This window comes from Azospirillum brasilense (assembly GCF_007827815.1).
In the GTDB taxonomy this organism is placed as follows: domain Bacteria; phylum Pseudomonadota; class Alphaproteobacteria; order Azospirillales; family Azospirillaceae; genus Azospirillum; species Azospirillum brasilense_C.
Window position 1 is genome coordinate 372,766 of sequence record NZ_VITH01000008.1, and the last position, 25,633, is coordinate 398,398.

At 70.0% G+C, this 25,633-nt stretch carries 27 protein-coding genes and 1 tRNA gene; 13 read left to right on the forward strand and 15 right to left on the reverse strand.

All coding sequences use genetic code 11. From position 1 onward, the window contains the following. Window positions 1-78: 78 nt before the first annotated feature. The gene (locus tag FBZ83_RS18885) at window positions 79-810 is read left to right on the forward strand and encodes a response regulator transcription factor (RefSeq protein WP_145686929.1); all 732 of its coding nucleotides are present in this window, start codon (window positions 79-81) and stop codon (window positions 808-810) included. Between the two features lie 32 nt (window positions 811-842). Here FBZ83_RS18885 and FBZ83_RS18890 read toward each other — a convergent pair whose 3' ends face one another. From FBZ83_RS18890 to FBZ83_RS18905, 4 genes are all read right to left on the reverse strand, one after another. After that, complete coding sequence (locus FBZ83_RS18890) at window positions 843-1,892, reverse strand: sensor histidine kinase (protein ID WP_145686931.1); 1,050 nt, start codon at window positions 1,890-1,892, stop codon at window positions 843-845. Then, window positions 1,889-2,287, reverse strand: a complete 399-nt coding sequence (locus tag FBZ83_RS18895) for a DUF1987 domain-containing protein (RefSeq protein ID WP_145686933.1) — start codon at window positions 2,285-2,287, stop codon at window positions 1,889-1,891. The genes FBZ83_RS18890 and FBZ83_RS18895 overlap by 4 nt, the downstream gene beginning before the upstream one ends. A gap of 26 nt (window positions 2,288-2,313) precedes the next feature. After that, window positions 2,314-2,877, reverse strand: coding sequence for a SiaB family protein kinase (locus tag FBZ83_RS18900; RefSeq protein ID WP_247883225.1), 564 nt, complete (start codon window positions 2,875-2,877; stop codon window positions 2,314-2,316). Between the two features lie 159 nt (window positions 2,878-3,036). Next, entirely contained in the window at window positions 3,037-4,812 is a 1,776-nt protein-coding gene (locus FBZ83_RS18905) for an ATP-binding response regulator (RefSeq protein ID WP_145686936.1), read from the reverse strand. A gap of 385 nt (window positions 4,813-5,197) precedes the next feature. On the opposite strand from FBZ83_RS18905, the gene FBZ83_RS18910 reads away from it, so the two are divergent. The 5 genes from FBZ83_RS18910 (at window position 5,198) to sugE (ending at window position 8,025) form a co-directional block, all read left to right on the forward strand. Beyond that, on the forward strand, window positions 5,198-6,190 hold the full coding sequence (locus FBZ83_RS18910; protein WP_145686938.1) for a hypothetical protein: 993 nt from the start codon (window positions 5,198-5,200) through the stop codon (window positions 6,188-6,190). A 19-nt stretch (window positions 6,191-6,209) separates the two neighbouring features. Further along, window positions 6,210-6,782, forward strand: coding sequence for a hypothetical protein (locus tag FBZ83_RS18915; protein ID WP_145686940.1), 573 nt, complete (start codon window positions 6,210-6,212; stop codon window positions 6,780-6,782). Beyond that, the gene (locus tag FBZ83_RS18920) at window positions 6,779-7,324 is read left to right on the forward strand and encodes a hypothetical protein (RefSeq protein WP_145686942.1); all 546 of its coding nucleotides are present in this window, start codon (window positions 6,779-6,781) and stop codon (window positions 7,322-7,324) included. The genes FBZ83_RS18915 and FBZ83_RS18920 overlap by 4 nt, the downstream gene beginning before the upstream one ends. Window positions 7,325-7,377: 53 nt before the next feature. After that, the gene (locus FBZ83_RS18925) at window positions 7,378-7,581 is read left to right on the forward strand and encodes a hypothetical protein (protein WP_145686944.1); all 204 of its coding nucleotides are present in this window, start codon (window positions 7,378-7,380) and stop codon (window positions 7,579-7,581) included. A gap of 126 nt (window positions 7,582-7,707) precedes the next feature. Further along, window positions 7,708-8,025: a quaternary ammonium compound efflux SMR transporter SugE gene (gene sugE / locus FBZ83_RS18930; protein ID WP_114860985.1), complete on the forward strand. Its 318-nt coding sequence runs from the start codon at window positions 7,708-7,710 to the stop codon at window positions 8,023-8,025. Between the two features lie 19 nt (window positions 8,026-8,044). On the opposite strand, the gene FBZ83_RS18935 is transcribed toward sugE, so the two are convergent. The 4 genes from FBZ83_RS18935 to murA all read right to left on the reverse strand — a co-directional run bounded on the left by FBZ83_RS18935 (window position 8,045) and on the right by murA (window position 11,419). Next, a complete protein-coding gene (locus FBZ83_RS18935; protein WP_145686949.1) occupies window positions 8,045-9,076 on the reverse strand; it encodes an SDR family oxidoreductase in 1,032 nt (343 codons plus the stop codon). Between the two features lie 96 nt (window positions 9,077-9,172). After that, window positions 9,173-9,592: an OsmC family protein gene (locus FBZ83_RS18940; protein WP_145686951.1), complete on the reverse strand. Its 420-nt coding sequence runs from the start codon at window positions 9,590-9,592 to the stop codon at window positions 9,173-9,175. Between the two features lie 13 nt (window positions 9,593-9,605). After that, a complete protein-coding gene (locus FBZ83_RS18945) occupies window positions 9,606-10,076 on the reverse strand; it encodes a DUF2948 family protein (protein ID WP_247888365.1) in 471 nt (156 codons plus the stop codon). A gap of 50 nt (window positions 10,077-10,126) precedes the next feature. Then, window positions 10,127-11,419: a UDP-N-acetylglucosamine 1-carboxyvinyltransferase gene (gene murA, locus FBZ83_RS18950; RefSeq protein ID WP_035674026.1), complete on the reverse strand. Its 1,293-nt coding sequence runs from the start codon at window positions 11,417-11,419 to the stop codon at window positions 10,127-10,129. 233 nt (window positions 11,420-11,652) lie between these two features. On the opposite strand from murA, the gene FBZ83_RS18955 reads away from it, so the two are divergent. Further along, window positions 11,653-12,132 (forward strand): GNAT family N-acetyltransferase, encoded by a 480-nt coding sequence (locus FBZ83_RS18955; protein WP_247888366.1) that lies wholly within the window; start codon window positions 11,653-11,655, stop codon window positions 12,130-12,132. On the opposite strand, the gene FBZ83_RS18960 is transcribed toward FBZ83_RS18955, so the two are convergent. The 4 genes from FBZ83_RS18960 to FBZ83_RS18970 form a co-directional block, all read right to left on the reverse strand. Beyond that, window positions 12,101-13,030 (reverse strand): DMT family transporter, encoded by a 930-nt coding sequence (locus FBZ83_RS18960; RefSeq protein WP_145686954.1) that lies wholly within the window; start codon window positions 13,028-13,030, stop codon window positions 12,101-12,103. The two genes, FBZ83_RS18955 and FBZ83_RS18960, sit on opposite strands and share 32 nt — an antisense overlap. A 93-nt stretch (window positions 13,031-13,123) precedes the next feature. Next, window positions 13,124-13,270 (reverse strand): hypothetical protein, encoded by a 147-nt coding sequence (locus FBZ83_RS31500; RefSeq protein ID WP_186466133.1) that lies wholly within the window; start codon window positions 13,268-13,270, stop codon window positions 13,124-13,126. Then, a complete protein-coding gene (gene asnB / locus FBZ83_RS18965) occupies window positions 13,267-15,234 on the reverse strand; it encodes an asparagine synthase (glutamine-hydrolyzing) (protein WP_145686956.1) in 1,968 nt (655 codons plus the stop codon). The genes FBZ83_RS31500 and asnB overlap by 4 nt, the downstream gene beginning before the upstream one ends. Window positions 15,235-15,249: 15 nt before the next feature. Further along, the gene (locus tag FBZ83_RS18970; RefSeq protein ID WP_014240524.1) at window positions 15,250-15,588 is read right to left on the reverse strand and encodes a hypothetical protein; all 339 of its coding nucleotides are present in this window, start codon (window positions 15,586-15,588) and stop codon (window positions 15,250-15,252) included. Between the two features lie 188 nt (window positions 15,589-15,776). Here FBZ83_RS18970 and FBZ83_RS18975 point away from each other — a divergent pair, with 188 nt between their 5' ends. From FBZ83_RS18975 to FBZ83_RS19000, 6 genes are all read left to right on the forward strand, one after another. Beyond that, the gene (locus FBZ83_RS18975; protein WP_145686958.1) at window positions 15,777-16,760 is read left to right on the forward strand and encodes an SDR family NAD(P)-dependent oxidoreductase; all 984 of its coding nucleotides are present in this window, start codon (window positions 15,777-15,779) and stop codon (window positions 16,758-16,760) included. 10 nt (window positions 16,761-16,770) lie between these two features. Further along, on the forward strand, window positions 16,771-17,961 hold the full coding sequence (locus FBZ83_RS18980) for a glycosyltransferase family 4 protein (protein ID WP_247888367.1): 1,191 nt from the start codon (window positions 16,771-16,773) through the stop codon (window positions 17,959-17,961). Continuing rightward, window positions 17,958-18,989, forward strand: a complete 1,032-nt coding sequence (locus tag FBZ83_RS18985; protein ID WP_145686961.1) for an MraY family glycosyltransferase — start codon at window positions 17,958-17,960, stop codon at window positions 18,987-18,989. Before FBZ83_RS18980 ends, FBZ83_RS18985 begins: the two co-directional genes overlap by 4 nt. After that, window positions 18,989-19,942 (forward strand): NAD-dependent epimerase/dehydratase family protein, encoded by a 954-nt coding sequence (locus FBZ83_RS18990; protein ID WP_145686963.1) that lies wholly within the window; start codon window positions 18,989-18,991, stop codon window positions 19,940-19,942. The genes FBZ83_RS18985 and FBZ83_RS18990 overlap by 1 nt, the downstream gene beginning before the upstream one ends. A 70-nt stretch (window positions 19,943-20,012) precedes the next feature. Beyond that, complete coding sequence (locus FBZ83_RS18995; protein ID WP_145686965.1) at window positions 20,013-21,974, forward strand: polysaccharide biosynthesis protein; 1,962 nt, start codon at window positions 20,013-20,015, stop codon at window positions 21,972-21,974. Window positions 21,975-22,147: 173 nt separating this feature from the next. After that, window positions 22,148-22,222 (forward strand) — tRNA-Thr (locus tag FBZ83_RS19000). 268 nt (window positions 22,223-22,490) lie between these two features. Here FBZ83_RS19000 and pal read toward each other — a convergent pair. From pal to FBZ83_RS19015, 3 genes are all read right to left on the reverse strand, one after another. Then, window positions 22,491-22,967: a peptidoglycan-associated lipoprotein Pal gene (gene pal, locus FBZ83_RS19005; protein WP_145686967.1), complete on the reverse strand. Its 477-nt coding sequence runs from the start codon at window positions 22,965-22,967 to the stop codon at window positions 22,491-22,493. 148 nt (window positions 22,968-23,115) lie between these two features. Continuing rightward, window positions 23,116-24,468: a Tol-Pal system beta propeller repeat protein TolB gene (gene tolB, locus FBZ83_RS19010; RefSeq protein WP_094307343.1), complete on the reverse strand. Its 1,353-nt coding sequence runs from the start codon at window positions 24,466-24,468 to the stop codon at window positions 23,116-23,118. A gap of 2 nt (window positions 24,469-24,470) precedes the next feature. Next, complete coding sequence (locus FBZ83_RS19015) at window positions 24,471-25,616, reverse strand: TonB C-terminal domain-containing protein (RefSeq protein ID WP_145686969.1); 1,146 nt, start codon at window positions 25,614-25,616, stop codon at window positions 24,471-24,473. Between the last annotated feature and the right edge of the window lie 17 nt (window positions 25,617-25,633).

A 25,633-nucleotide genomic window follows, 5' to 3' on the forward strand; every position in this document is an offset into this window, starting at 1 on the left:
CGACCTACCATTCGAATTCATATAGTTTCCGCGCCGGCCCTATGAACAATAAGCACCGGTAACGGGGGAGCAGAGGGGATGGCGGCCGTTACGATCGTTGTCGTCGAGGACGAGGCGTCTCTGCGACGTGACATGATCGAGTATCTGCGCAGTTGCGGCTTCGATGCGGTCGGGGCGAAGAATGGGCGCGAACTGGACGAACAGATCGCCTCGCGCCCGGTCTCCTTGGTTGTTCTGGACGTCAATCTTCCGGGTGAGGACGGTTTCAAGATCGCCACGCGGCTGCGCGAGAATCCCGCCATCGGAATCATCATGGTGACCGCCCGCGGCTCCACCGTCGACCGGGTGGTCGGGCTGGAGTTGGGCGCCGACGCCTATCTGGTGAAGCCCGTGGAAATGCGTGAGCTGGAGGCTCAGGCCAAGGCCCTGCTCCGCCGTCTGGAGACCAGCAACGCCGCCATCGCCACGCCGGCCCCGCAACCTTCCGGCCAGCCCTCCGCGGACGAGGCCAGCTGGGTCCTGGACGCCACGGCCTGGGCGCTGACCAGCCCGGCGGGCGTGCGGGTCAGCCTGACGAGCATGGAGATGAAGCTGGTCTCGCTGCTGGCCGGGCAGGCCCGCCAGCCGGCGACTCGTGACCAGATTTCCGTGGCGCTCTACAACCGCCGTTGGAATCCCGACGACCGTTCGATCGACACGGTGGTCGGACGGCTGCGCCACAAGGTGGAGAACGCCATCGGCGAGACCGCCCCGGTCAAATCGGTCCACGGCGTCGGCTACGTGTTCTCCGCCCCCGTCCGGATGGTCTGACACCGTTCAGGCGACGGGTTCAGGCGGTGGGTTCAGGCGGCCGTCTCGTCCGGGGGCGTGTTCTTCGGGAAGGTCAGGACGAAGCGCGTCCCCTGCCCCGGCGCGCTGTCCGCCACGATCGTGCCCTTCAGCGCCCCGACCGCCAGATTATGCACGATGTGCAGGCCGAGCCCGCTGCCTCCTTCGCCGCGCCGGGTGGTGAAGAAGGGGTCGAAGATCCGGGGCAGATGGTCGGGCGGAATGCCGCGGCCGTTGTCGGCATAGACCAGCCGGACGGTGCCGGGCTCCGGCTCGTCCACGGTGATCGACAGGACGCCGCCCTGCCCCTCCGCTCCCTGCGCGTCGACGAAGGCGTGGGTGACGGAATTCATCACGAGGTTGGTCAGGATCTGCGACAGCGCGCCCGGGTAGCTGTCGACCACCAGCCCGTCCGGGCAGGACACGCCGATGGTGTGCCGGCCCTGGCGGAGCTTGGGCTCCAGGCTGACCAAAGTCTCCTGGATGTAGCGGTTGAGGTTGACGGCCCGCCGTTCGGCGCTGGCGCGGTCGACCGCCACCTGCTTGAAGCTGGCGATCAGCTTGGCCGCCCGCTCGCAATTGGTCAGGATCAGCGCCGCGGTGTCCGTGGCGGTGGCCAGATAGCGGGAAAAGTCCGCCTTGCTCAGCTCGCCCGACTGGGCGCGCCGGCGCAGCCCGGCGGTGGCGTCGGACAGGTGCGACGCGCAGGACACGGCGATGCCCACCGGCGTGTTGATCTCGTGCGCCACCCCGGCCACCAGGGCGCCCAGGGAGGCCAGCTTCTCGGCGCGGACCATCGCCTCCTGCGCCTCGCGCAGGTCGGCCAGCGCGGTCTCCGCCTCCTGCCGCCGGCGCTCCAGCTCCTGGTTGGCCGAGCCGAGCTGCGCCTGCAGCCGGTCGCTGACCCGGACCAGCCGGCGCTGCTCGCGCGTGCTGCGCTGGAACGCCTCCACCAGCGCCTCGAAGTCGGCGCGCAGCTCGGGCGCGGCGGTGCCCAGCCTCTCCCCCAGAAGGCGGGCCTGCTCGATGGCCTGCTCCTCAGCGGCGAAGAGGTTGAAGGTCATGACGCCCCGTCTGCGGGAATCTGTTTCAGCGTGAAGGCGACGTGCTCCAGGTCCTCGGCGAAGTCCTCGCCCAGCTCCTGCATCGAATCGTCGTTTTCCTCGTAACACCAGGTGACGGAAATGCTGCGCCCGTTGCCGGCCGCCGTCTCCAGCATCTGGAAGATGTTCATCAGGGCTTTCGCGCTGGAGCTGTTGAAATACAGCAGCTCCATGTCGAAGCGGATGGGGTGGCCGCCCTCCTCGGCAAGGAAGCTGCGGAGCGCTGCGAAGATCGGGCCGAAGAAGGTCGCGACGTCGTCGGGATAGGACTCGCCGCTGAGGCGGAGCACGCCCTGGGCGAAGTCGAAATCGACCTCGGGCGTCCGGCCGGTTGCGGGTAATTTCAGGGATTCCATGGTCGTCCGGGTATCCACAGCCGCTCTCAGATCCGAGCCTTGAGACAAAAGAAGCTTTTGCCGTCGTCCAGTTCGAGGAAGTCGTACTCGATGGGTTCGCTGGCGCGCCGCGCAATCTCGATCAGCCCGATGTTCGCACCCCGCGCCCCCTCTTCCGGGGTTTCGCGCAGCTGCTCCCGGTAATAGGTCTTGAGCGCGTCCTTGTCCAAGCCCTTGAGATGCTCCAACCGGTCGCGCAGGCGCGGCACGTCGGCGTTGTACACGGTGTTGCCGCAGACGATGAAGACCTTCCCGCCTTCCATGCCGATGGTGACCATCCCGGCGCTGAGTTCGACCGGCTTCTCGCGCGCGCCGGTCACCTTCTCGGCCGAATAGCGGATGATGTTCTGCATCTGCTCGACGAAGACGGCGAAGACCCGGCGGACCGTCGGGCCGTCGGTTTCCTCCAGCGTCATCTTTTCCCGCAAGGCCTCGCCCAGGGAATAGAGTATCCCCTCGGACAGATAGCCACTGAACGAGAAAATGATGCCCTTCTCGTCAAGGTCCCGTTTGATCCCGGCATATTGCTGAGCGAGCATAATGGAGTCCACGGTTCTTCCGTTGGAGTGCGAAAAGGCCGTCCGCCGCGTCAGAAGGGTCCGGACCGGTTTCCGGACATCGCGTCGGCCTTGTTATGAGCACGTTACATTTCCGTCCGCCGCGCTGGAAGGATTATCAGGGGTGGACGGCGGCGGAGCGGCCTTGCGCGATCAGCCTTTCACGGGAAGACGGACGCGGAAGAGGCTGCCCTGCCCGACCGTGCTCTCGGCGCTGATCGAGCCGCCGTGCAGCAGGATGATCTGCCGGACCGTGTGCAATCCGATCCCCGTCCCCGGCACGCCCGCCGAGCCGGTTCCCCGGTAATGCCGCTCGAACAGCAGGGGCAGTTCGTGCTGCGGAATGCCGCGGCCCTGGTCGGCCACCTCGACCACCGCCATGCACCCTTCGCTCTGGCCGCGCACGGTGATGCGGCAGTCGCCGTCCGAGTACTTGAAGGCGTTGTTCAGCAGGTTGCTGAACAGCATGCCCAGCAGATGCCCGTCGGCCATCACCATCGGCGGCAGCCGGTCGAGGTCCAGATGGAAGTCGCAGCCGGTGTAGGCGGTGCGGAAGGGTTCCGTCACCGAGCGCAGCAGCGCCCGCAGGTCGACCTCGCCCCGCTGCACCCGCAGCGTCCCGGCCTGCAGCCGCTCGTCGGTCAGGTGCGTATCGATCAACCCGGTCAGGCGCTGGACGCTGCTGCGGATGACGCGCAGCCGTTCCAGCGAGTCCGGGGTCTCCCGCTCCGCCCGCAGCGTCAGCATCTGGGCGGCGCTGTCGATGATGGCCAGCGGCGTGCGGAACTCGTGGCTGACCATGGTGACGAACTGGCGCTGCTGCTCGCGGGCGACCAGCTCCGCCTCCAGCGCCCGCTCCACCCGCTCCTTGGCGGCGACCAGGGCGGCTTGGTTGGCGGCCAGCTCGGCCGTCCGCTCGCCGACACGCCGCTCCAGCGACTGGTTCAGCGCCACCAGATCCTCGTACAGGCACACATTGTCGAAGCCGATGATGACGCGGGCGCAGAACAGCTCCAGCAGCCGATGATCGTCCTCGCGATAGGGCTCGCTGCGCTCCAGCGCGAAGACCGTCGTCCCATGCTCCCGCGTGCGGAAGGCGAGGATGCAGCGCGACGATCCGAAATCGCTCTGCTGCGTCTCGAAGGCGGCGATCACCTGGGCGGTCAGGTCGGGTTCCAGCGTGTCCGACGCGGGCCGCCCGACGAAGCGCGAGAAGCGGCCGGAGCCGGCGACCACGGTGGCCCGCGTCTTGCCGTCTCCGCGGTCCACCAGGCGGCAGGCCAGGACGGCGCCGCCGCTGTGGTCCACGACCTTGCTGAGCTGGTCCACCAACTCTTCCACCAGCGTGCGCATGGAGCGGGTTTCGAACAGCGGGGCGGAGGCGGCGAGGATGCGCTCCAGCCCCTGGCGGTGCCGCTCGATGGTCACGATGTCGCGCCACGCCCGCAGGCCGCTGACCAGCGTGGTGAACAGGCGCTGGGCGGTGAGTTCGCTCTTGGCCTTGTAATCGTTGATGTCGTAGGCGACGACCACGTCCCGCTCCGGCGCCTGTCCGGGCTGGCCGGTGCGCAGGATGATGCGCATGCGGTGGTTGTTGAGGTCCTCGCGGATGAAGCGGACCAGACGCAGGCCGGCGTCGTCCGTCTCCATCACCACGTCGAGCAGCGCCACCGGGATGTCCGGGCGGGTCAGCAGAAGCGACCGCGCGGCGGCGGCGGACAAGGCGCTGACCACCTCGAACGGGCGGCCTTCGAACTCGAAATCGCGCAGCAGAACCTCGGTCATGGTGTGGACCTGGGGATCGTCGTCGACCACCAGGACGGGCCATGGGTCCGCTGGCCGGGCGTTGGCCGTGGAGTCGTCGGCGAAGCCGTCGTCGGGTCCGAACAACGGCTCGTCGTCCAGACCTTCGTCCATACCCTGGCCCATGCTCTCCTCCACGCACGACCTACCCAAATGGTTCCGCATCGACGGACAAGGAAGGCACCAAAGCGGTACGAGACCTAAGCCCACCCGTCCAGGGCTGTAGCAAATTGTCACAAAACGCCATGCAAAAGAGGCAGCTGGCACGAATTTGGGCCGATTCTGCCCTTTGATGAATACCCAAGTATTACTGTAATCTTTTATACTCTCCGAAATTGAGGGAGTTGACCCGCGTATGGACATGGATCTCAAGGGCGGGGACCTCAAAAATGGGATTTCCGATGGCAGGGACCTGGACGGCATGACCCCAGATTGCACGGGCAGGAACGGTGCCCCCCTGGATGGCCCTGATCGGGATGGCCCTGATCGGGATGGCCCCGACCGGGACGGCGTGCCGGGCGGCCGGTACGCGGCCTTCCGCCGGTTCCTGTCGCGCTTCGACCATCGTCCCGGCGCGGCGCGAGCCGCGGAGCGATCGGCCGGGCTGCCGGTGCGCGCCATGCTTCTCGGTCTGCTGTCCAGCCGGCGGCAGGCGCACACGCGCCGCCTGTGGGCGCGCTGGCTGGAGCCGGTGATGCTGCGCGACCCTGCCCTGCTGTCGATCGCCGACCCGCTGCCCGGCTGCATCCGCGTTCTCGACACCGCGGGCTGGTGGCCGGCCTTGTCGCGACGCATGGACGACCTTCCGGCCACCGTGCAGAACCGCCTGGACAACCGGCTGGCCGACGGCGCCCTGGACCGGGTGCTCGCCTCGCCGGAGATGGTGGATTGGGCGGAAGTTCTGCGCGACCGCTCGCTGACCGTCCTCGACGCGCTGCGCACCGACCCAACCGCGCTCGCCCTGTTCCTGGAGGAGGCCAACACCCACCGCATGCGCGCCGCCAGCGCCCTGGCGATCCCCGGCGGCGTCGTGACGCTCCGGCCGCTGGACGGCGCGGACGTGGAGACGCTGGCCGCCGCGCTGCGCCTGTCCGACGGATGGCGGACGCTGGGCGGGCGGGCGCCGGACATGGAGATCGACGAGTTGCTGGCCTGCGTGCGCGGCGCGATGGCCAACGACAGCGTCCCGCCGGAGGCGATGGCCCTGTTCGCGGTGGCCGGTCTCTACGCGCGCCGCGATCCGTTGCTCGGCGCGGCGCTGCGGGCGCTGCTGCCGCTGCCGCTGGTCGATTCCGCCGCCGCATGGCTGACGGCGCACAGCGAGGAAGCGGATGGCGGTGTTTCGGACACACCGATGCGCGGCGGCAGCCCGGCGCACGCGCCCGACCGCGGGCTGCGGGACCTGTTCGAAGCCGCGCGGCGTTCCGGGCAATCCCTGTCCGCGCCGCCCGCCTCTCCCCTGGCCGGGGTGATGAACATCACCGGCACACCGGGCGGGCGCTGACGGTTCGGATGGTGACGCGATGAACATGGACACCTTCGCCCTCGCCGTGCTGGTCCTGTGCGTCGGCGCGCTCGGCTTGGCCGTGGTCTACGAGGCCTCGCGCCTGACCGCCACCGGCAGCCGCAAGGCGCTGCTGCGGCGCAAGCTGGAGGCCCAGGCCGCCGACCTCGCCGACCTCGGCCGCCGCATCGAGGTGGCCCAGGCCGAAACCGCCTCGCGGCAGGAAGCCCTCGACCGGCTGACCGCCGAGCGGGGTCGTCTGACCGGCCTGATCGCGTCGGTCAAGGCGTCCAAGATCGCCCTGGTGCATGAGGTCGGCGACGCGCAGAGCGGCGCCCAGCGCTATGAGAGCGAGTTGCGCACCGTCCCGGACTTCGCCCGGCTCGATCCCCGGCGCATGCTGTTCGCGCGGGCCATCTGGGATCGCCGGAACATCGCCCGCGTCTGGGCCGACACGCCGGATGCGGCCGCGGCGATGCTCCAGCGCGCCTTCAGCGCGCGCAACGGGGTGCTCTCCTCGCGGCCGGAAACAATCCCGTTGATCCCGGCCGCAAGCGGGGCCAACGACAGCGCACGGCCGGGCTCACCATGACCGCGATCATCCTCTACGCCTCGCTGCTGCTGCTGGCGGTCAGCGTCCTGGTGAACCGCATGGGCGAACGCCGCGTCCGCGCGGCGCGCGGCGAGATCGCCACCGCCGAAAAGGACATCCGGACCATGGAGCAGCGCCTCCAAGAGGCCCGGAAGACGCTGGAGACGACGCGCGGTACGCTGGGTGGCCTGGAGGAGGCGCTGGCCGAGGCCAAGCGGCAGACCGAGATTCTGGAGCGGCAGCTCGACGCGGCCCAGCAGGCGCCGATGGAGCTTTTCCACGTCTTCGACCGGCTGGAGGCCCGCCCCGGAACCATCTGGGAGGTGTCGGTCCGCCGCGCTCCGGACGCGCTCTACACGAGCGGCGCCATGGCCGCCTCCTGGCGCGACGGGCGGGCCTATCTGGTCGTCGCAGCCAACCAGAAGGAGGCGCTGGACCGCGTCGCCCAGCGCTTCCCCCGCGTGAACGGCTACGAGATCGGTCCGGTCCTGACCTGTCGCCTGTTCCTGCCCAGGGACGCGACGGAGCGCAAGCGGGCCTGACGCGTCCTGTGAGGCCCGCCACAGCGCGGGAATGCCGCCGCCGCTAGGGTGGGATGAACGCCCTTTCCGCCCCGGTGACCGCCATGACCCGCCGCATCGCAACGCCCCCTCAGTCGCCCTCCCCGCCGCAGCCGGCCAGCCGCGAGCGCCCCGCGCCCGGCTTCACGGTCCTGCCCTTGGATGACCGCCGCTGCCCCCGCCGCGAGGTCGCCATGCTGTGCGAAACCGACAGCGGCCACCGCTGGGACGGGGCTTGACCGGGCCACCCGCATCCCTATATCCCGGTCGCCCTCCCGTGAGGACGACCTCACCACGGCACACCCGTTTCGGGTGTGGGGAGTTCGGCGGGGACGACCCTGCCTCCAATCCATCGGAGGTGTTCCATGCCTTGGGTCATCCTGTTCTTCGCCGGCCTCTTCGAAATCGGCTGGGCCGTCGGCCTGAAGCAGACGGAGGGCTTCACCCGCCCGCTCGCCACCGCGCTGACCATCGCGTCGATGGTCGCCAGCCTCGCCCTGCTGGGGATGGCGCTGAAGTCGCTGCCGCTCGGCACCGCCTACGCCGTGTGGACCGGCATCGGAACGGTGGGCACCGTCATCCTCGGTATCTTTATCTACGGGGAGTCCGCCGACATCCTGCGGCTCGGCTGCATCGCGCTGATCGTGGCGGGCATCCTCGGGCTGAAGCTCATCACGCCCTGACGCTCCGCCGGTGCCGCCATCAGGCGCGTTCCTTCCGCAGGGCCGCGCGCGCCGCGTAGCCGATCCCCCCGGCCAGGGCCAGGCCGGCGAGGATGGCGATGCCGCGCGCCGCGGTTCCCGTGGTGCTGAGCGACAGACGCTCCTCCTGCCCGGTGAAGCGTCCGTGCGTGCGATGCAGGCCGGGCACCGGCTCGAACAGGTTGTCGGGCCGGCCGGGTGCCTCCGCCTCCTCCGTTTCCTGCCCCTCGAAGGCGGTGAAGGCCGCCCGGTAATCGGCGTAGGCGGGCAGCGCCTGGGTCCCGATGATCGCTTCCGCCGTGGTGAAGCCCAGCCAGTGCTCCCGCTTCGGGTCCGCCGCGGCCTGGACGATGGCGTGGCCGATGTCGTCCGGGTCGAAGATGGCGCCGACCGGCTTCGCCCGGTGTGGCATGTGGCTGCGCGCCCAGTCGAACTGCGGCGTGTTGACGGCAGGCAGATGGACCATGGTCACCCGCAGGCGGCTGCCGTCGTGGATGAGTTCCGAGCGCAGGCTGTCGACAAAGCCGCGGATGGCGCTCTTGGCCCCGCAATAGGCGGCCTGGAGCGGAATGGAGCGGTAGGCCAGCGCCGACCCGACCTGCAGGATGAGGCCGCGGTCGCGCGGCAGCATGCGACGCAGCGCCGCCATCGTGCCGTGGACGGAGCCGAGATAGGTCACCTCGGTCACCCGCCGGACCTCTTCGGGCGTCAGGTCGCGGATGCGCCCGAACACCGTCACCATGGCGTTGTTGATCCAGACGTCGATGGGACCGAGTTCCCGCTCGGCCTTGGCGGCGGCGGCCTCCACCGCCTCGGCGTCGGCCACGTCGGCGGGCAGCACCAACGCCGTACCGCCGAGCCGCTCGACCTCCACCGCCACGTCCTCCAGCGCGTCGCGGGAGCGGGCGATCAACCCGACCGCCGCCCCCCATTCCCGCGCGAAGGCAAGCGCCGTCGCCCGCCCGACCCCGGCGGACGCTCCTGTGACGACGACGACGGGCCGGTTGCGGTCGGCGATGGGGTTGCTGGACATGGCGGCGGGGCTCCATGGGCTGGGACAGGCATCGACGCTGTCCAAACCCGTGCGGGGCCCGCCGGTTCCGCAACCATAACTCCGCCGCCGGCGCCCTTACGGCGCCTCGACGATCTCGAAATCGTGGGTGATCGCGGCGGTGGCGCCCAGCATGATGGAGGCGGAGCAGTATTTCTCGGCCGACAGGGCGATGGCGCGCTCCACCTTCGCCGGGTCCAGGCGGCGCCCGGTCACCACGAAATGGACATGGATCTTCGTGAAGACCTTGGGGTCGGTCTCGGCGCGCTCGGCCTCGATCTCGGCCACGCAGTCGGTGATGGCCTGACGGCCCTTCTCCAGGATCATCACCACGTCGAAGCCGGTGCAGCCGCCCATGCCGATCAGCAGCATCTCCATGGGACGGATGCCCAGGTTGCGGCCGCCCGCCTCCGGTGCGCCGTCCATGACCACGGCGTGGCCGCTGCCGGACTCGCCGACGAACATCCGACCATCAACCCACTTCACCCGCGCCTTCATGGCGGTCTCCCGATTATTGTTCGTCTTCCAATGGATGGCACGGCTTGCAGCCGGTCGGCCAGGGCTCGCCCAGATCCTCCACGAAGCAGGTCCAGGACGGGCTTTCAAGCCGGATGCAGGCGCCGCCGGCGAAATTCAGGACCAGGGCGCCGTCGGCCGCCTCGACGGAAAGCAATTCCAGGATCTGCGCGCGGTCCTTCACGTCGAGGCCGCGCAGCTTCACGGCCTTCACCCCCTCGATGCGCACGCCGCAATTGACGCGCTCGAAGGGGTTCAGGTGGTCGTCGTCGGCGGTCGGGCCGGGTCGGCGCCGGTCCGCCGTCTCCCACTTGAAGCGGTTGGCCACCAGCACGAAGCGCGCCTCTTCGGGCAGGAAGCACATGTCGCCGATCGGCAGGATGGCGTCCTGCAGGCAGGCGGAGACGACTTTCAGATCCTCGGCATCCTGGGCGCGCAGGCGGATCGGCGTGGCGGACATGGGCATCCTCGTGGGCTTCCCTTCGCTGTGGACGGCTGGACGGGCGCAGGACGCCGTCAGTCGTCCTCCGCCCGGATGCGTTCGATGTCCGCGCCGCAGGCTGCCAGCTTGTCCTCCAGCCGCTCGTAGCCGCGGTCGAGGTGATAGACGCGGTTGACCGTCGTCTCCCCTTCCGCCGCAAGACCGGCCAGGACCAGCGACACCGACGCGCGGAGATCCGTCGCCATAACGGGCGCGCCGGTCAAACGCTCCACACCCCGGACGAGGGCGGAGGAACCGTGCACCGTGATGCGGGCTCCCATGCGGGTCAGCTCGGGCGCGTGCATGAACCGATTCTCAAATATGGTCTCGGTGATCATGCCGGCACCCCTGGCCGTGCACATCAGGGCCATCATCTGGGCCTGAAGGTCGGTGGGGAAGCCGGGATAGGGCTCGGTCATCACGTCCACGCCGACCAGCTCGCCGTTGGCGCGGGACACGCGGATTCCGTTGTCGATCTCGGTGAACTCCACGCCCGCCGGGACCAGGGCGGTCACCGCCGCCTTGATCAGGTCCAGGCGGGTGTTCAGGATGTCCAGCGTGCCGCCGGTCATCGCCGCCGCCATGGCGTAGGTGCCGGTCTCGATGCGGTCCGGCACCACCATGTGGCGGGCGCCGTTCAGCCGGTCGACGCCGACGATGGTCAGCCGGTCGGTGCCGATGCCGGTGATCTTCGCGCCCATCTTGACGAGGCATTCGGCGAGGTCGCTGACCTCCGGCTCGCGGGCGGCGTTGACCAGCACCGTGGTGCCGCGGGCCAGCGTGGCGGCCATCAGCAGGTTCTCGGTGGCGCCCACCGACACCTTGGGGAAGACATACTCCGCACCGCGCAGGCCGCCCTGCGGCGCCTTGGCGACGATGTAGCCGCCCTCGATGCGGATGTCCGCCCCCATGGCCTCCAGGCCCTTGATGTGCAGGTCCACCGGGCGCGCGCCGATGGCGCAGCCGCCGGGCAGCGACACCTTGGCCTCGCCGCAGCGGGCGAGCAACGGGCCGAGCACCAGGACGCTCGCCCGCATCTTGCGGACGAGGTCGTAGGGGGCCGTGGTGTTGGTGATGTCGCGCGCGGTGAACTCCACCACGCGGCCGGCGCAATCCCCGCCCGCCCCGGCCATGTGGATCGCGACGCCGTGCTGGAGCAGCAGGTTGCACAGCGTGTTGATGTCCGCGAGGATCGGCAGGTTGGTGAGCGTCAGCGTCCCGTCGGTGAGGAGCGCCGCGGTCATCAGGGGCAGCGCCGCGTTCTTGGCGCCGCCGACCGTGATCGACCCGTGAAGGGGCTTGCCGCCGCGGATGCGGATCTTGTCCATGAAGCTGTCTTGTCCGGTCAGATGCTGTCGAAAAGGCCGAAGCCCGGCGGATTAGGCCATCTTGCGGGTCCGAGGGTCCACGACACGCCCATCGTCGGCGGACGTCTCGGGAGTCGTACGGGGATTGAATCTGTCAGGCGTTGTAGCGGAGCATGCGGGCGCGCTCAAGGGAAGGAATTGAGGCTTTTTCTCATGGAAGCCCTTCTCCCGCCGCAATTGAAAGGACGGACCGCGTGACACAGGACAGCGCCCGGGACAACACCCAGGACAGCATGATGGCCGGGCTGACCCTCTCCCTCTCCGGACGGCTCGACCCGGACGAGGTGAAGCAGATCCACGGCGAACTGCGCGCCTTCAACGAGCGCTTCACCGTCCCCTACGACCTGCGGGACCTCCAGGTGACCGTCCGCGACGCGGACGGCGCGCTGATGGCCGGGCTGACCGGTTACACGAACTGGGAGTGGCTGTACGTGGACTATCTGTGGGTCCATGACGACCGGCGCGGCGGCGGCCTCGGCGCCCGGCTGCTGGCCGCCGCGGAGGCGGAGGCGGTGAAACGCGGCTGCCGCTGGTCGCGCCTCTACACCTACGATTTCCAGGCGCCGGGCTTCTACCGCAAGCAAGGCTATGAGGTCTGGGCGGAGATGGAGGGCTACCCGCCGGGGCACACGCAGATCTGGCTCAGGAAGGCTCTGCGGCCGGACGGGGAATAGCCTGCACGGCGGACTCGTTGCGCTTCAGGAAGGCGATCACCGCGCAGACCACGGCCATCCCGGCGAGCTGGGGCAATTCGAAGGTTTCGCCCAGCAGCAGGAAGGCCGTCACCCCGGCGAAGACGGGATCGAGCATGCCGATCACCGTCGCCGGGAACGGCTCGATGGTCTTCAGCCCTTCCAGATAGAGCCAGTAGGGCGCCACCGTGCCGAACACGCCGATGAACAGCACGAAGCCCACGGTCTCCCAGGTCACCTCGACCGCAGCGTAGTCGATGGATGGCGTGGCGAGCAGCCAGAACAGCGCCGACAGGAAGAAGGGCCAGAAGGTCATCGACCAGCTGTCCAGCCCCCGCCGGTGGCCGTGGGCGCAACGGACGTTGTAGGCGGCGAAACACACGGCGCAGAGCATGCCCACCGCCGCCCCCAGCGCGTTGCCCGACCACAGGGCCGGGTCGTAGGCGCCGACCAGCAGGAAGCAGCCGGCGGCGTTGCCGGCCAGGATCAGCGCCACCGCCCGGTTCATCCGGTGGGTGCCGAGCAGCAGCCCGGCGGCCACGATCAGCATGGGCGCGGTGTATTCCAGCATCAGCGCCAGCGCCACGTTGGTCAGGGCGATGGCGTAGAAGAAGGTCAGGTTGACCAGCGTCAGCCAGACCGCCAGCTCCCCCAGGAACGGCAGGTCCGCCCGCCGCACCCGGATCGGCCGGCCGAGCGCCAGCATGATCGCGGCCAGCACGGCGGCGGACACCATGGCGCGCACCGCGATCATCACCAACGGCGGCATGGAAGCGACGAACATCATCTTGGCCGCTGTCCCGGCCACGCCGAACAGCAGGGCGGAAGCAATGATGCAGCCATAGCCCCACAGGCGCGCCCGCGCCGGATCAACCCTCATGGCCCCGCCCTGCCCCGTTCCGGATCGGCGGCAACGATACCGTGCGCGTGAAACCGGACCGATGCGGCAAATGCGTCACCGGCGTTGCAACGGTCAGACCGGCTGGCCGTCCTTCTCCCGCCCGCGCGCCTGCTCCTTGCGCTTGCGCAGGTTCTCGCGCAGCCGGGCGGCGAGCCGGTCCTGCTTGTCGTCCTTTTTCGGCAAAACGGCGGGAGTCTTGGTCTGGTCTTCCATGGTCATGCGGCGCTCGCGGCAAGCGGGGCCGGGGCGGCGGCGCTGCCCCAGCGGCGGTTCCAGTCCTGAAACATCAGCACGTTCCAGAGCCGGTGCTGGTTGTTGCGGATTCCGGCCAGATGCTCCGCCCAACAGGCGCGGATCGGCGCGGGGTCGAAGAAGCCTTCCCGGCGCAGCCGCCCCTCATCCAGCAAATCCTCCGCCCAGTCGCGCAGCGGGCCGCGCAGCCAGCCGTCCAGCGGGATGGCGAAGCCGGCCTTGGGCCGCTCCACCAGGGCCGGCGGGACATGGCGGTAGAGCACTTGGCGCAGCAGCCACTTGCCCTTGCCGTCGCGCAGCTTCTGCGCTTGCGGCACGCGCCAGGCGAACTCCACCACCCGATGGTCGAGCAGCGGCACGCGCGCCTCCAGCGACACGCCCATGCTGGCGCGGTCCACCTTGGCCAGGATGTCGTCCGGCAGATAGGTGACGCTGTCGAGATGCTGCATGCGCTCGACGAAATCGGGGATGCCCGCCGCCAGCCCGTCGTCCCAGGCCGGGCCATGCGGCTCCCGCCCGCCGCGGACCAGCGCGTCGGGGTCCTGCCACTGGCTGACCAGCCGGCGGTAGATGGCGTCCGGTCCGGCGGCGTCCAGCACGCCGGCCAGCTTGTGCAGCTTGTCGCCGGTCTGGCGCGGGCGCCGTCCCTCGGGGACCAGCCCGGCCAGCGCGTCCCAGCCCGCGGGGTGGACGGCGCGGATCAGCCCGGCGGCGCCCCGGCGCAGCCCGGCGGGCAGCGGCGCCATCCGCCGCCACAGGGCGGGCGCCGTGAGGTAGCGGTTGTAGCCGGCGAACAGCTCGTCCCCGCCGTCGCCGGACAGGGCCACGGTGACGGAGCGCCGGGTCATTTCCGACACCAGCAGCGTCGGGATCTGAGAGCTGTCGGCGAAGGGTTCGTCGTACCAGTCGGCCAGCTTGGGGATGACCTCCAGCGCGTGGTTGGCCTCCACCCGAAGCTCGGTGTGCTCGGTGCCGAGATGAGCGGCGACCGCACGGGCGTGCACCGCCTCGTCGTAGCCGTCCTCGCCGAACCCGATGGTGAAGGTGCGCACCGGCCGCGCGCTCTGCGCCTGCATCAGCGCGACGACGGTGGAGCTGTCGATCCCGCCGGACAGGAAGGCGCCCAACGGCACGTCGGCCATCATCTGCCGCCCGACCGCGTCCTTGAGCAGCGCCTCCAGCGCGTCCGTCGCGTCGGCGTCGGACAGCGCCAGCCGGTCGGCGATGCCGGCCCGCGCCGCGTCGCCGGCGTCCCAATAGACGGTGCGCTCGGGGTCGCGCCCCGGACGGACGGTCAGGATGCTGCCCGGCTCCAGCTTGTGGACGCCCTGGTAGATGCTGTGCGGCGCCGGGACGTAGCTAAAGCGCAGATAGGCGGACAGCGCGTCGCGGTCGATCTCCGCCGTGAAGGAGGGATGGGCGCGCAGCGCCTTGGGCTGGGAGCCGAACAGCAACGCCCCGCCCATCCGCGCCCAGTAGAGCGGCTTCACGCCCAGATGGTCACGGACAAGGTAGAGCGTGCGCTCGCGGCGGTCCCACAGGGCGAAGGCGAAGATGCCGACCAGACGCCGCACGGTGCGCTCGACGCCCCAGGCGGCGCAGCCCTCCAGCAGGACTTCGGTGTCGGAATGGCCGCGGAACCGGTGGCCGGCGGCTTCGAGTTCCGCCCGCAGGTCCTGGAAATTGTAGATCTCGCCGTTGTAGGCGATGACCCAGCGCCCGTCCGCCGATTCCATCGGCTGGCGGCCCAGCGGCGACAGCTCCACGATGGCGAGCCGCCGGTGGCCAAGCGCGATCCCGGCCTCCCCGTCGGCCCACACGCCGTCCCCGTCGGGGCCGCGGTGGGCGATGGAGTCGGCCATGCGCCGTGCCGTGGCCTCAAGCCCGGAGGCGGAGCCCGGGCCGGCCAGAAAGCCGCAGATGCCGCACACGGCGCGTGCCCTCGCTCAGTGGTCGGAGCGGTGCAGGATGCTGTCGCGCAGGCCCGTCTCGTAGGCCATGCCCTCGGCGGTCACCACGCCGTAACCGGCGTCGCGGCGCAGCATGCCCTTGCGCTCGAGGATGGTCCAGACGGCCTCGTTGGTCAGGCCGGTGGCGTCACGCGAGGCGACGACGGCGCTGCCCAGATGGAAGTGGTTGCCATGGGCGTGCGGCAGGTTGGTGACCTGGAAAGCACCCTCCTCGCCCTCGACCGGCTTCTGCTCCAGACGGGCAAGCTCCTGAAGAAGGGTCAGCGTCTTGAGCTGCAGCGGGTTGAGGTTTGCGGGATTCTTTTTCGGCGGCATGGATGTCCGGCTCGGCAACGTGATTAAGGTTGCGGCAGTAGATCGGGTGCGCCCGGCGGCTGTCAAGCGGCGGGCGCTGTTTGCGGGCTGGCATCCGACCATCGGCTCGGGCATAAGACGGGCTGGAGGCGCGCGCATTCGTTTCATCCCTGGGTCTGGCCGGCGCGCGCCCGTCAAGGGTGGTGGATATGACGATCGTGGTCACCGGCGCGGCCGGTTTCATCGGCTCGCACGTCGCGGCGGCCTTGCTGGATCGCGGCGAGACGGTGTTGGGGATCGACAACCTCAACGACTACTATTCCGTGGCGTTGAAGGAAGCCCGTCTGGCCCGCCTCGCCACCCGTCCCGGCTTCCGCTTCGTCAAGGCCGACGTGTCCGACCGCAGCGCCATCGAGGCGCTGGACCCCGATTTCGCCGACGCCACCGGCGTGGTGCATCTGGCCGCCCAGGCCGGTGTCCGCTACTCGCTGGAGAACCCGTACGCCTATGTGGACGCCAACGTCACCGGGCAGGTGGCGCTGCTGGAGGCGGCGCGGCGCATGCCGAAGCTGAAGCATTTCGTCTACGCCTCGACCTCCTCGGTCTACGGCGCCAACAAGAAGATGCCCTTCTCGGTCGAAGACCGCGTCGACTCCCCCATGTCCATCTACGCCGCGACCAAGAAGGCGGCGGAGATGATGACCTACGCCTACTGCCACCTCTACAAGTTCCCGGCGACCGGCCTGCGCTTCTTCACCGTCTACGGCCCCTGGGGGCGTCCGGACATGGCCGCCTACCTGTTCGCCGACGCGATCATGGCGGGCCGCCCGATCCGCGTCTTCAACGAAGGGCGGATGAAGCGGGATTTCACCTTCGTCGAGGACATCGCGGCGGGCGTGCTGGCGGCGCTGGACCACCCGGCGCGGCCGGACGGCAACGGCGCGCCGCACGCCGTCTACAACCTCGGCAACAACCGGACCGAGGACCTGATGCGCTTCATCGGCATCATCGAGGAGTCGCTGGGCCGCGAGGCCGTGAAGGTCATGGAGCCGCTGCAGATGGGCGACGTGCCGGAAACCACCGCCGACATCGAGGTCAGCCGCCGCGACCTGGGCTATGAGCCGAAGACGCCGATCGACGTCGGCCTGCCCCGCTTCATCGCGTGGTACAAGGATTATCACGGCATTGCCTGAGGCCCGTCCCGTGAACGCCCGCGCCGCAACGGCCCGCCGCAAGCTGATCTATCTGGTGACGGAGGACTGGTATTTCTGGTCCCACCGCCTGCCCATGGCCCGCGCCGCCCGCGAGGCCGGGTTCGAGGTCGCCGTCGCCACCCGCGTCGCCCAGCACGGCCCGCGCATCGAGGCGGAGGGCTTCCGCGTGCTGCCGCTGTCCTGGCAGCGGCGCAGCATCAACCCGGCGGGCGCCCTGTCCGCCGTGGCGGAGATCGCCGCGCTGTACCGGCGGGAGGCACCGGATCTGGTCCACCATGTCGCCATGAAGCCGGTTCTTCTCGGCGGGCTGGCCGCCGGGCTGGCCGGGGTGCCGGCGGTGGTGAACGCGCTGACCGGGCTGGGCTCCGCCTTCATCGGCACCGGCGGACTCAAGTCCCGCGTTGCCGGAGCGGTGGCGCGGCCGCTGCTGCGGACGCTGCTGAAGCGCCCGAACAGCCTGACCATCCTGCAGAACGACGACGACCGCCAGACGCTGGTGGCCGCCGGCCTGCTGCCCGACGAGCGGGCCTGGATCATCCGCGGTTCCGGAGTCGACACCACCCATTATCAGGTTCTTCCCGAGCCGCCCGAACCGCCGGTGACGGTGGGCTGCGTCGCCCGCCTGCTCGCCGACAAGGGCGTCGGCCCGCTGGTCGAGGCGCAGCAGATGCTGCGGACCAGGGGGCTGGACGTCCGGCTCCTTCTGGCCGGCACGCCCGATCCGGAGAACCCGACCTCCGTGACCCAGGCCGAGCTGGACCGCTGGGCCGCCCTTCCCGGCGTCGAGTTGCCCGGCCACAGCGCCGACGTGCGGCAGGTCTGGGCACGCTGCCACATCGCCGTGCTGGCCTCCCGCCGCGAAGGGCTGCCCAAGAGCCTGCTGGAGGCCGCGGCCTGTGGGCGGGCCATCGTCGCCACCGACGTGCCGGGCTGCCGCGAGGTGGCCCACGCCGGTGAGAACGCCCTGCTGGTCCCGCCCGACAACGCCGCCGCCCTGGCCGACGCTCTGGAAACCCTGGTGCGCGACGCCGCCCTGCGCCAACGCTTCGGCGCCGCCAGCCGGAGGCTCGTCGAGTCCGACATGGCGTCCGACCGGGTGGGCGCGAAGACGGTCGAACTGTACCATCGCCTGCTGAAGTTCAGCCAATCGGGCATGGCCCCGGTCGCGGAGGCATCATGACCAGCCCCCTGGCCCCGTTTCTCGCCCTCTGCGGCAGCTTCGCCCTGTCCTGGCTGCTCACCGGGCGGGTGCTCGCCTATCTGCGGCGCAAGGCGATCCTCGACCACCCGAACGACCGGTCCAGCCACTCCATCCCGACGCCGCGCGGCGGCGGCTGGGGCGTGATGCTCACCCTCCTCCCCGCCTGGACGCTCATCGCCATGACGGCGGACCATCCGCTGCGGGCGCTGCCGATCCTGGCCGGAACGGTCGCGCTGATGGCGGTGTCCTGGATGGACGACCGGCGCGGGCTGGGTCCGGCGCCGCGGTTCCTCGCCCAGATCGCCGCGGTGGTCGCCGGGCTGGCCGCGCTTCCCGGTGGGACGCTTCCCGGCGGCCCTCTTCCCGGAGACGGGCTGGTCTTCCAGGGCCTGCTGCCCTTCTGGGCGGACCGGCTGGTGGCCGCGGTCGGCTGGCTGTGGTTCGTCAACCTGTTCAACTTCATGGACGGCATCGACGGGCTGGCCGGCGGCGAGGCGGCGTCCATCGGCGCCGGGCTGGCGCTGGTCGCCACGCTCGCCGCGCTCGACCCGGCGCTGGCCCTCTATGGACTGGCCGTGGCCGGGGCCGCGCTGGGCTTTCTGGTGTGGAACTGGCACCCAGCCAAGCTCTTCATGGGCGATGTCGGCAGCGTGCCGCTGGGCTTCACGCTGGGCTGGCTGCTGCTGGCCCTGGCAGCCTCGGGGCTGTGGGTCGCGGCTCTGCTCATCCCCGCCTATTTCCTGGCCGACGCCACCGTCACCCTGCTGCGCCGCCTCGCCGAGGGCAAGAAGGTCTGGCAGGCCCACCGCGAGCATTTCTATCAGAAGGCCACCCAGCGCGGGCGCAGCCACGCCCAGGTGGTCCGGCTGGTTCTGACGTTGAACGTCGCGCTGCTGCTGCTGGCCGTGGCGTCGCTGGCGCTCGGCTGGGTGGTGCTCCCGGCGGGCGCCGCGGCGGTCGTTCTGCTGCTGGCGCTGCTGGCGCGGCCTGTGCGGGCGGCGGCGTGATGCGAGTCCTGGTCACCGGGGCCACCGGTTTCGTCGCGCGGACGGTCATTCCCCTGCTGGTGGCGCGCGGGCACAGCGTGCGCGCCGTGGTTCGCCGCCCTGACGTTGCGGTTCCGCAAGCGGCGGAGACCGTCACCATCGGCGACATCGGCCCGGCCACCGCCTGGGGCAACGCGCTCCAGGGCATGGACGGGGTGGTCCATCTCGCCGCCCGCGTCCACGTCATGCGCGACCGCGAGTCCGACCCGCTGGCCGCCTTCCGCCGAGTCAACACCGCCGGAACCCGCGTGCTGGCCGAGGCCGCCGCCGCGGCCGGCGTCAAGCGCATGGTCTATCTCAGCAGCGTCAAGGCGCTGGCCGACGAGAGCCGTCCGGACGAGCTGAGCGAGGAGACCGAGCCCGACCCGCATTCCCCCTACGGCATCTCCAAGCTGGAGGCGGAGCGCGCCCTGGCCGAGATCTCCACCCGCACCGGGCTGGAGGTCGCGGTGATCCGCCCGCCGCTGGTCTACGGCCCCGGCGTCGGCGGCAATTTCCTGCGGCTGATGCAGGCGGTCGACCGCGGCATTCCCCTGCCGCTGGGATCCCTGGAGAACCGGCGCAGCCTGATCTTCGTCGGCAACCTCGCCGACGCCATCCAGGAGTGCCTGACCCACCCGCAGGCGGCCGGCGGGCGATTCCTGGTCCATGACGGGCGCCCGATGTCCACGGCGGAGCTGGTGCGGGCCATCGCGGAAGCGTTGGACAAGCCCGCGCGCCTTCTGCCCGTGCCGCCGTCCCTGCTGGCGCTCGCCGCGCGGCTGGCCCGGCGCGAGGCCATGCTCGACCGCATCGCCGGCTCGCTGGTGATCGACGACGGGGCCATCCGCCGCGCCCTGAACTGGCGCCCGCCCTGCTACCCTGCGTACGGCTTGCGCCTGACCGCCGAATGGTTCAAAGCTGTGCGCGGCTGAACGGCCATCATGGCCGCGGGTTGCCCGAAAGGGAACGGCCCCGGCAAAGCGATATTCCAAGGTAAAGCGCATGCGCATCCCGTCCCCGCGGGCGTCCCTCGTCTACCTGCACGACCTGACGATGACGGCCGTTTCCCTGGTTGTGGCGCTGTATCTGCGCGTGGGCCAGCAGGCGTTCGACGAATACAGAGACCCGCTGCTGACGGGCCTTCCCATCCTGGTGCTGATCGCGGCGGTGGTCTTCCGCCTGTCCGGCCTGTACCGCGGCATCTGGCGCTACGCCTCCGTTCCCGATCTGGCGCAGCTTCTGCGCGCGGTCACGATGGTCGTGCTGTGCTTCGTCGCCGTCATGTTCCTGCTGACCCGGCTGGAGGCCCTGCCGCGCTCCCTGCCGGTGATCCTGTGGTTCGTGCAGCTCGTCCTGCTGGGCGGGCCGCGCTTCGCTTACCGGCTTCTCAAGGACCGCCGCCTCGGCCTTCACGATCCGGCATCGGGGGGCGTCCCGCGCATCCCGGTGCTCCTGCTCGGCGTCAGCGACGCGGCGGAGCTGTTCATCCGCTCGCTCGATCAGAACGCCGGGGCCGCCTACCGCGCGGTCGGCCTGCTGGACGACAAGAACCGGCGCATCGGCCACGCCATCCGCGGCGTGCCCGTGCTGGGCGGCCCCGACGACCTGCCCCGCGTGGTCGAGGAGCTGGCGCAGCGCGGCGACCGCCCACAGCGCCTGATCATCGCCAAGGGACAGGCCGACGTGCCCGGCACCGTCCTGCGCGACCTGCTGGAGCAGGCGGAATCGCTCGGCCTGTCCATGGCCCGCCTGCCCAGCCTGACCGAGTTCAAGTCGGCGCTGGGCGAAGGCAAGATCGAGGTGCGGCCGATCGCGCTGGAGGACCTGCTGGGCCGGCCCCAGGCGGTTCTCAACCGCGGCGCCATCGCCAGTCTGGTGACCGGGCGGCGCGTCGTCGTCACCGGCGCGGGCGGCACCATCGGCAGCGAGCTGGTCCGCCAGATCGCCGCCCTCGAACCCGAAACGCTGACCCTGGTCGATGCCGGGGAGTTCAACCTCTACAGCATCGAGATGGAGGTGCGGGAGCGCTTCCGCGCCCTGACGCTCCAGGCGGTCATCGCCGACGTGCGCGACCGCGACCGCATCTTCCGCCTGTTCCAGGCGCAGCGCCCGCACATGGTCTTCCACGCCGCCGCGCTGAAGCATGTGCCGCTGGTCGAGGCCAACCCGGCGGAAGGCGCGCTGACCAACGTCATCGGCACCCGCAACGTCGCCGATGCGGCGCGGGCCAACGGCTGCCAGGCGATGGTGCTGGTGTCCACCGACAAGGCGATCCGCCCGACCAGCGTGATGGGCGCCACCAAGCGCTTCGCCGAGTGCTACTGCCAGGCGCTCGACATGCTGCCGCCGCGCGACGGCGGCGAGACGGCGACCCGCTACATGACCGTCCGCTTCGGCAACGTGCTGGGCTCCAGCGGGTCGGTGGTGCCGCTGTTCACCCGCCAGCTCGCCAAGGGCGGCCCCCTGACCGTCACCCACCCCGACATGCGCCGCTACTTCATGACGGTGCGCGAGGCGGTGGAGCTGGTGCTCCAGGCCTCGGCCCACGGCGTCGCCCGTGCGGAGGAGCGCGGCAAGGTGCTGGTGCTCGACATGGGCGAGCCGGTGAAGATCGTTGACCTCGCCCGGCAGATGATCCGGCTGGCCGGCTACCGGCCCGGCGAGGACATCAAGATCGAGTTCACCGGCCTGCGCCCCGGCGAGAAGCTGTTCGAGGAGATCCTGACCTCGGCGGAGGCGCCGTCGCGCACCGAGGCCGACGGCGTGTTCCTCGCCTCGCCGCGGGTCATCGACTACGCCCTCATCAACCGCGCCCTGGGCGAGCTGGAGACGGCGGCGCGCGCCGGCGACGCGGAGCGGGTGATGACGATCCTCTCCAACATCGTCCCCGACTTCCGCGCCGAGGCCGTCCTGCCGCCGCCGAGCGCCTTCGGCGGCACTCCGGGCGAGGCCGGGGCCGGCTGACGGAGGACGCGCGGGCATGATCCCGGGCGTGTCCATGGGCGGGGATTTCCCCGCCCATTTTTCTTTGGCGAAAAGGCTCTTCCCCGCTTGCATCGCGGCAAAGCCTGTGGCATAACCCGCGCCACTTCGACGGTTGGCCGCAAGTTCTTCCCGGCCAGCATCACCGTCCCGGCGCTGCCGTAGCTCAGTGGTAGAGCACTCCCTTGGTAAGGGAGAGGTCGAGAGTTCAATCCTCTCTGGCAGCACCATCCTCCCTCTTTCTGATTTCTTCGAGAATGCTGAAGCGCAGCCGTTGCCCGGCTTGCGTGGCTTTTTGCGTTCTGCCCCCACCCTAACCCTCCCCCGCTGCGCAGGGGAGGGAATGGATGCCGCTTCGCATAAGGCCCCCTATCCCGCGCAGCGGGGAAGGGTCGGGATGGGGGCAAAGGCTCGCCAAGCTCAGGCACCCCAAAAGAAAACGCCGCCCCGGATCGCTCCGGAGCGGCGTTTCCCTTGGAACCCGGACGGGCGCCGTCGTTAGTCGACGACGGTCACGCCACGGCGGTTCTGCGCCCAGGAGGCCTCGTTCGAGCCGAGGACCGCCGGCTTCTCCTTGCCGTAGGAGATGACCTTGACGCGCGAGGCGTTGATGCCGCCGGCGACGAGGTAGTTCTTCACCGAGTTGGCGCGGCGCTCACCCAGGGCGAGGTTGTACTCGCGGGTGCCGCGCTCGTCAGCGTGGCCTTCGACGGTCACGGTGACGTTCGGGTACTGCTTCAGCCAGGACGCCTGACGATCCAGGGTGGCGCGAGCCTCCGGAGCCAGGTCGTAACGGTCGAGACCGAAGAACACGCGGTCGCCGACGTTGACGACCAGGTCTTCCTGGGTGCCGCCCTGAATCTGCTTGGTCTGGGCAGTGCCGGTGCCAGCGCCGTTGCCGGCATCCTTCGGAGCGGTTTCGCAAGCGGCGACCAGAGCGACGGCGGCGATCAGGCTCAGATACTTGATACGCATGTTAAATGACCCCCTAAGCGACACGAGATGTTTTGACCGGATTGTGGTGGAAGAACGCCGCCGACTTCCGCCAGACCCCGACGGAAGTACCGACTTCCGGCCTTCGTCTTGAGCGTCGTTCTTGCGCGCGCAAAATAGGGCTACTCCACTAGGGAATCAAGGGCGACCATGCGGGATCGGAGCCGTCGAGCGGAGTGATCACACGGCGTTCGTTTGCGCCCGTCACGTCGATGGTGTAGAGCTTCGCGCTTCGCCCGCGGCCGTCGCCGGCCGGAACGTCGCGGAAGAAGCTCAGCACGCGGCCGTTCGGCGCCCAGGTCGGGCCTTCCACGTGGAACGACTCGGTCAGGATGCGCTCGCCGGTGCCGTCCGGACGGATCACGCCGAGCGCGAAGTTGCTGCCCCGCTGGCGGGTGAAGGCGATCAGGTCACCGCGCGGCGACCACACCGGCGTGCCGTAACGGCCCTCGCCGAAGGTCAGGCGCTTCGGCCCCGAGCCGTCCGCGTTCATGATGTAGAGCTGCTGGCTGCCGCCGCGGTCCGACTCGAAGACGATGCGCTGGCCGTCCGGCGAGTAGCTGGGACCGGTGTCGATGCCCGGCGAATCGGTGAGCTGGGTCTGGCGGCGGGTCCGCAGGTCGAGCGCGTAGATGTCGGTGTTGCCGTTCTGCGCCATGCTCATGATGACCTTGTTGCCGTCCGGCGAGAAGCGCGGGGCGAAGGTCATGCCGACGAAGTCGCCAAGGACTTCCTGGCGGCCGCTGTCGATGTTGAACAAGTACACGCGCGGCTTCTTGTTGAAGTACGACATGTACGTGATTTCCTGGGTCGCCGGCGAGAAACGCGGCGTCAGGACGAGATTCTTGCCGTCGGTGAGGAACTGATGGTTCTCACCGTCCTGGTCCATGATGGCGAGCTGCTTCTTGCGCGCGTTGGCCGGGCCGGATTCGGCCACATAGACGATGCGCGTGTCGAAATAGCCCTCTTCGCCGGTCAGCCGCTTGTAGATGGCGTCGGCGACGATGTGGGCGATGCGGCGCCAGCTGTCGGCGGTCGCGGTGTAGCTCAGCCCCTGCATGTACTGGCCGGCGGCCACGTCCCACAGGCGGAAGTCCACCTTCATGCGGCCGTCGCCCATGGCGGTGGTGTTGCCGGCGACCAGCGCCTGGGCGCCGACGGCGCGCCAGTCCTGATACCGCGGCTCGCCGGAGCGGAGCTGGTCGGGGGTCTGCAGGAAGCCCTTGGGGTCGAGCGGGCGGAACAGGCCCGACCGCTCCAGATCGGCGGCGACCACCTTGGAGATGTCCGAGCCGACCTGCGCCTCGCGCCCGCCGGCACCGGCGAAGCTGGTGATGGCGATCGGCAGCGGCTCGACCACGCCCTTGGTGATGTCGATTCGCACCTCGGCGCGGGCCGGGGCGGGCGCCGCGACGCCGAGGGCGAGCAGCAGGGCGCCGGCGCAGCCGGCGGCCTTCAGCAGGAGCCTCGTCTTCTTCGTCATCGTCAGAACATGTCCCTCGGGTCGAAATTGAACACGAAGTAACGCCACTCTTCATACCGGGCGGGCGTGAAGTCGCCGGAAAACTCGCTGATCGGCAGGGGGCTGGCCCGTTTCACCGCGCGCAGCGCGGCGTCGGCCGATGCCCGGAAGGCCGCGTCCGACATGTAGCGGGAGCGGTACCTCTCGTTGATCGTCGCGTTGAGGACCGAACCGTCGCGGCCCAGCTCAACGATGATCTCCACCTGCATGTTCCCGGCGTCCTTGCGGCCCGGGTCGAAGTTCCAGTTCTTGCTCACAGCCCCGCGGATGCCGTCGATGGCGCGGCCCGACGGCTTGAACGGCTTGTCGGGTCCGTTCACCGCCTTGGCCGCCCCTGAGGGCGCCGCCGATGCGGCGGCGTGCTGGGTCGGCTTGGCGTCGGCCTTGCTCTCCGACGCCGCCGGCTTGGCCGGGGCGTTCTTCTGAACGTTCTTCAGAAGGTCGGCCAGCGCGTCGGTCTTCTCCGGCGGCTTCTCCGGTTTCTTCGGCTCGGCCTTCGGAGTCTCCGGCTTGGCCGGCTCGGGCTTCTTCGGCTCGGGCTTGGGCGGTTCCGGTTTGGCCGGTTCCGGCTTCGGCGGCTCGGGCTTCTTCGGCTCCGGCTTCGGGGGCTCGGGCTTGGGAGGCTCAGGCTTCGGCGGTTCCGGTTTGGGCGGCTCCGGCTTCGGAGGCTGCGGCTTCGGTTCCGGCTTGGGCTCGGGCGGCTTGACCACCGGCGCCGGCTCCGGATCGGGCGGCGGCGGGGGTGGCGCCGGCTTGGGCGGCGGCGGCGGTTCGCGCGCCGGGGGCGGCGTCACCTGGGCCACCTTGGGCGGCTCCGGAACCTTCGGCTCGGGCCGGGGCGGCGGCGGGGGCGGCGGCTCGCTGGCCGGTTCCGGCGGCGCGGGGGCCGGCGGGCTCGGCTTGGCCTCGGGGACCGGCGGCTTGGGCGCCGACGGCTTGGGCTCGCCCTTGTCGACGCGCGCGGCCTGGGTCACCTCGCCCATGTCCACGATCTCGATCGGGATGGACTCGGGGATGTCCAGCTTGCGATCGCTGGGCGGCATGCCGAGCACGAACAGCGCGACCAGCGCGACGTGCAGCGTTGCCGAGGCGATCAGGGGTTTGCGCATGGGTCAGCCTTCAACTC